Here is a 4,835-nt window from a genome sequence, read left to right on the forward strand (position 1 = left end):
GACGGCTGCGCCAACACCGGCGAGCTCCCGGGCGTGTCGCTGCACGAGTTCGGCCACGGCTTGGACACGAACGACGGCGACGGCTTCTCGCCGGACAACGGCACCGGCGAGACGTACGGCGACTTCACCGCGCTGCTGCAGACGCATGCGTCGTGCATGGGCAGCGGCTTCTATCTGTCCGGCGTGTGCGGCGGCTACGGCGACGCCTGCAAGACCTGCTCGGGCGTGCGCGACGTCGACTACGCGAAACACCGGAACAACACGCCGGCGACGCCCGCGATGCTGTCCGGAACGACGGGGTTCCACTGCCCGCTGAAGCCGTCCTACGCCGGACCGTGCGGCTACGAGGGGCACTGCGAGTCGTACATCGGAACCGAGGCGCTCTGGGACCTCGCGAACCGCGATCTCCCCGGAGCCGGCCTCGACGCGGCCAGCGCGTGGCAGCTCGTCGATCGGCTCTGGTACACGTCGCGCCCGACGGCGACGGCCAACTACGCCTGCACGACAACGAGCGGCATCTCGACCAACGGCTGCGGCGCGGGGAGCCTCTATTCCGTGCTCCGCGCGATGGACGACGACGACGGGAACCTCGCCAACGGGACGCCGCACGCCGCGGCGATCTACGCCGCCCTCGCGCGGCACGGAATCGCCTGCGGCGCCGCCTCGGACACGACGAACCGCAACCACGCCGGATGCACGCTCCCCGGCAAGCCGGCCGCGACGGCCACGGTCGGCGACGGCCGCGTCGATCTCGCTTGGGGCGCCGTCGCCGGCGCGCAGTCGTACCGGATTCTGCGGAACGAAGACGGCTGCGAGATGGGCTACACGAAGATCGCCGACGTCGCGGGCGCGGCCTCCGCGGCCTACGCCGACGGGACGCCGCTCAACGACCTGCGCTACTACTACCGCGTGCAGGCGCTCGGCGGGTCGGACGCCTGCGCCGGTCCGGTCAGCGACTGCGTGCCGGCGATGGCCGTGCCGAGCGCGGCGACGCTGCGGATCGGGAGGACCTACGTCAACTGCGCCGCCTCGGCGGTGAAGGTGACGCTCGAGGACGCCGACTTCGTCGGCGCCGGGAGCCGCGAGATCTCGCTCTTCTCGAGCGCGGACGGCGCCCCGATGAGCCTCGCGCTGACGGAGACCGGCGCCGGGACCGGGGTCTTCGAAGGGACGTTCGCGACGAAGGCGGGCGGAACCTCGCAGGACGGCGTCGTCGCCGTCGCCGACGGCGGAACGGTGACCGCCCGCTACGAGGACGCCGCGCCGACGGCGCGGACGGTGGACGCGACGGCGTCGATCGACTGCACGCCGCCGCGCGTCACGAGCGTCTCCGCGGGCTCGACGACCGACAAGGCGCTGACCATCGACTGGTACACGAGCGAGCCGACCCTCACCGAGCTGCGTTGGGGCGCCGCGGCGCCTCCGACGAACGACCTGTCCACCGCGGCCGACTTCGCGACGAACCACGCCGCGACGATCTCCGGGCTCGCCGCCTGCACGCCGTACGTCTACGACCTCGTGCTCGAGGACCGGGCGGGGAACGTCGCGGTGGAGACGAACGGCGGGGCTCATTATTCCGCCTCGACCATCGGCCGCACCTACGCGCTCCGCGACGACGTCGAAGGGGGCGTCGGCTCCTGGACGGCGGCCGCCGCGTCCGGCTCGGGCTTCGCGATTTCGACCTGCCGCGCCCATTCGGGGGCGAATTCCTGGAAGATCGGGACCGCCGCGTGCGGCGGCTCGGGCTACCAAGCCGTGGACGCGTCGCTGACGTCGGCGCCGTTCGATCTCGGCTACCTCGGCCACGGGATGCATCTCCGCTTCTGGCAGTGGGTCGCCACGCTGTACCCGAACGACAAGAGCTACATCCAGATCACCACCGACGGCGGCAGGACGTGGAGCGACCTCCACGCGGCGTACAGCGGAACCAGCAGCGGCTGGATCCTCTGGGACATCGACCTCGCCGACTACACCGGGACGGCGCAGCTCCGCTTCCGCTTCACGTCCGGCGGCGCGCCGTCGAACGAGGGGTGGTACCTCGACGACATCGAGGTCGGCGCGCTGGGCGCCTGCCGGGCGGCGTTGAAGCGCTCCGGCACGACGTTGGCGGACGCCTGCCACGGCACGGGTGCGGCGGCGGACGGCGCGGCCGATCCGGGCGAGCACGTGCGTCTGCGGATGAGCCTCGCGAACGCGGGCAGCAAGACGGCCACGAAGGTCTCGGCGGCGCTCGCCACGACCGACGCGCGGGCCGCGGTGACCAACGGCGCGGCGATGTTCCCCGACGTGGCCGGCGGCGGGTCGGGCAGTTCGCTCGAACCGCAGTTCGCGGTGCGCGTCGGTTCGTCGGCGGTCTGCGGCGACCAGATCCCGTTCACGCTGTCGATCGCCTCCTCCGAGGGCGCGTGGTCGGAGCAGTACCTGCTGCCCGTCGGGCGGTACGTCGTGTCCGGGACGGCGAAGTCGCTCGACGAGCACTTCGACTTCCCGAGCGGGGCGTCCTCGACGTGGCTGCCGACCGGCTGGACGGTCGCGCACACCGGCACGCTCACCGACTGGAACGTCCTCACCGGCTTCACCAAGACGGACTGCACCGGGAACGGCAAGTCGAGCGCCACGCACGCCGCGACCAACACGACCTCCGACTCGTGGATTTTCGGCAAGGCGACGACCCTCAAGGCGGGGACGCCGTACACGCTGTCGTTCAACCTGAAGGCGGTTTCGGGGAGCGTGACGGTCGAGGCCGCGCTGGCGACGGCGGCGACGACGTCCTCGACGAAGACGACGCTCTGGTCGGCGTCGTCGTTCAACGGAACGGCCTGCACGGCGGAAAGCGTCTCGTTCACCGTGCCGAGCGACGGGACGTACTACCTCGGCTTCCACGACAAGACGCCCGCCTCGGGCGGAACGGTCGCCGTGGACGACGTCGTGGTCTCGACCCCGACCTACGCCTGCCAGATCCACGCCTGCACCGGCGGCTCTCTCGCGGCGCCGGGGGAGACCTCCGGCGGCGCGGACGCTTCGCTGCAGTGGAGCGGCTCGACGAAGGACACGCTGACGTGGAGCGGCAACGCCGCGGCGACGAACGGCTACCGGCTCTACCGCGGGGCGGCGGCCGACCTGCGGCACGCCGACGGGGCGGTCCAAAACGCCTGCGTGCGCTGGAGCGGGACGACGACCACGACCGGCCCGACGCTGACCGATTCGCCGGCCGCGGGGCAGGTGCAGTGGTTCCTGATCAGCGGGCTGAACGACGCCGGGGAGGGCTTGGCCGCGACGGGGTGGAAGATCAACGCCGCGGGCGCGTGCCGCTGACGTCGGGGCGCGGCGAAAGGCGCCGCGGGGTCGCCTCGCGGCCGGGGCGATTGAAGTCCGCGGACGGCCGAGCGCGCGGGCGAGGGGCGCGCCGCGGGGTCGCGTTGTAGCCGGGGCGATTGAAGGGCACAATCCTTGGATGCGGCGGCCCGGGGAGGGCCGCGGCCCCCCCGCCTCCTCCGCGGAGGCCCATTCAAGGAGCGCTCCATGGTCATCGGCCCGCGGTTCCTCCGCGCCGCCGCGGCGACGCTGGTCATTCTCTGCGGACTCGTTCCGGCGTCGGCGCAGATCGCCAAGAAGGGCGGCGGCGCGCTCGACAAGCTCACGATGGTCCGTCCCGAACTGCAGGTCGGTCCGCGCCACGTCTCGGCCGATTCGGCCGCGGCGCTGAAGGCGCCGGCCGCGGCGGCGGCGTTCCGCGCGCTGCAGGCCGCGCGGCCGGAGGCCGGCTGGCGCATGACGCTCGACGCCGTCTCCGGACGCCCCGCGCTGCTCGAAGGGGCGCTGCCGTGGACGCCGGGGGCGGGGAACAAGCTGACCGCGGCGTCGGCGGGCGTGCCGGCGGGACTGGCGCTCAAGGACATGCCGAAGGCGACGATGATCGACAAAGCGCTCGCCTTCCTCAAGGCGAACCCCGATCTCTTCGGCCTCGACCCGGACGACCTTCGGCCGATCGACGGCGCGACCGGCCCGATCGGCGACTCGGCCTACTTCGTCGACTTCCAATGGACGTGGAAGGGGATCGAGGTCGAGAAGGCGCACGTCGTCTTCCGCGTGAACCACGGGAACCTCGTGCAGGTCGGGCAGGAGTACGTCGGCCCGGCGATCGCGACGCTCGACCCGACGCCGGCCCTCTCCGCCGACGACGCGTGGGCGGCCGTCCGGAGCTACGCCGGGGGGCGGAAGGACGACCGGATCGTCGCTCCCGCGCGGCTGTTGATCGTGCCGCAGGCGGACGGCGACGGCCTCGGGTACCGCCTGATCTACGCCGTGATCTTCGTGCGGCCCGGGGAGCGCGGGACGTGGGAGGGGCGCGTGGACGCGCGCACCGGCGAGGTCGTCTCGTTCCGCGACGTGGACGTCTACGGGTCGGCGCACGGGCACGCCTACACGCACGATCAGCCGGCCGACGAACTCGATCGGCCGTTCGCGTTCGTGGACGTGGGGCAGGACGGGAGCGGGGCGACGATCTACGCCGACGCCTACGGGCGCTTTTCCGGCACGAGCGCGACCTCGGCGCTGAGCGGGAAGCTGGCCAAGATCGCGGACAACTGCGGCGCGATCTCCCTTTCGACGACGAGCGGCGACCTCGACTTCGGCGCGGGCAAGGGAACGGACTGCGCGACGCCGGGCGTCGGCGGGGCGGGGAACACCCACGCCGCGCGCACCCAGTACTACAACGTCAACAAGATCAAGCAGAAGGCGCTGACCTACCTGCCGTCGAACACCTGGCTCGCGGCGCAGCTGACGATCAACGTCAACGTGAACGACACCTGCAACGCCGGCTGGTCGCCGTCCAC

Annotated in this window: 2 protein-coding genes; both read left to right on the forward strand. The window is 72.3% G+C overall.

What is annotated here, in order from left to right:
* Nucleotides 1-3,315, forward strand: a 3,315-nt coding sequence (locus tag LLG88_08485) for an immune inhibitor A (protein MCE5246940.1), incomplete at its 5' end; no start/stop codon positions are given.
* Between the two features lie 207 nt (nucleotides 3,316-3,522).
* On the forward strand, nucleotides 3,523-4,835 hold a 1,313-nt coding region (locus tag LLG88_08490), incomplete at its 3' end, for a hypothetical protein (GenBank protein MCE5246941.1).

It is taken from the genome of bacterium (assembly GCA_021372775.1).
Lineage (GTDB): Bacteria > Acidobacteriota > Polarisedimenticolia > J045 > J045 > JAJFTU01.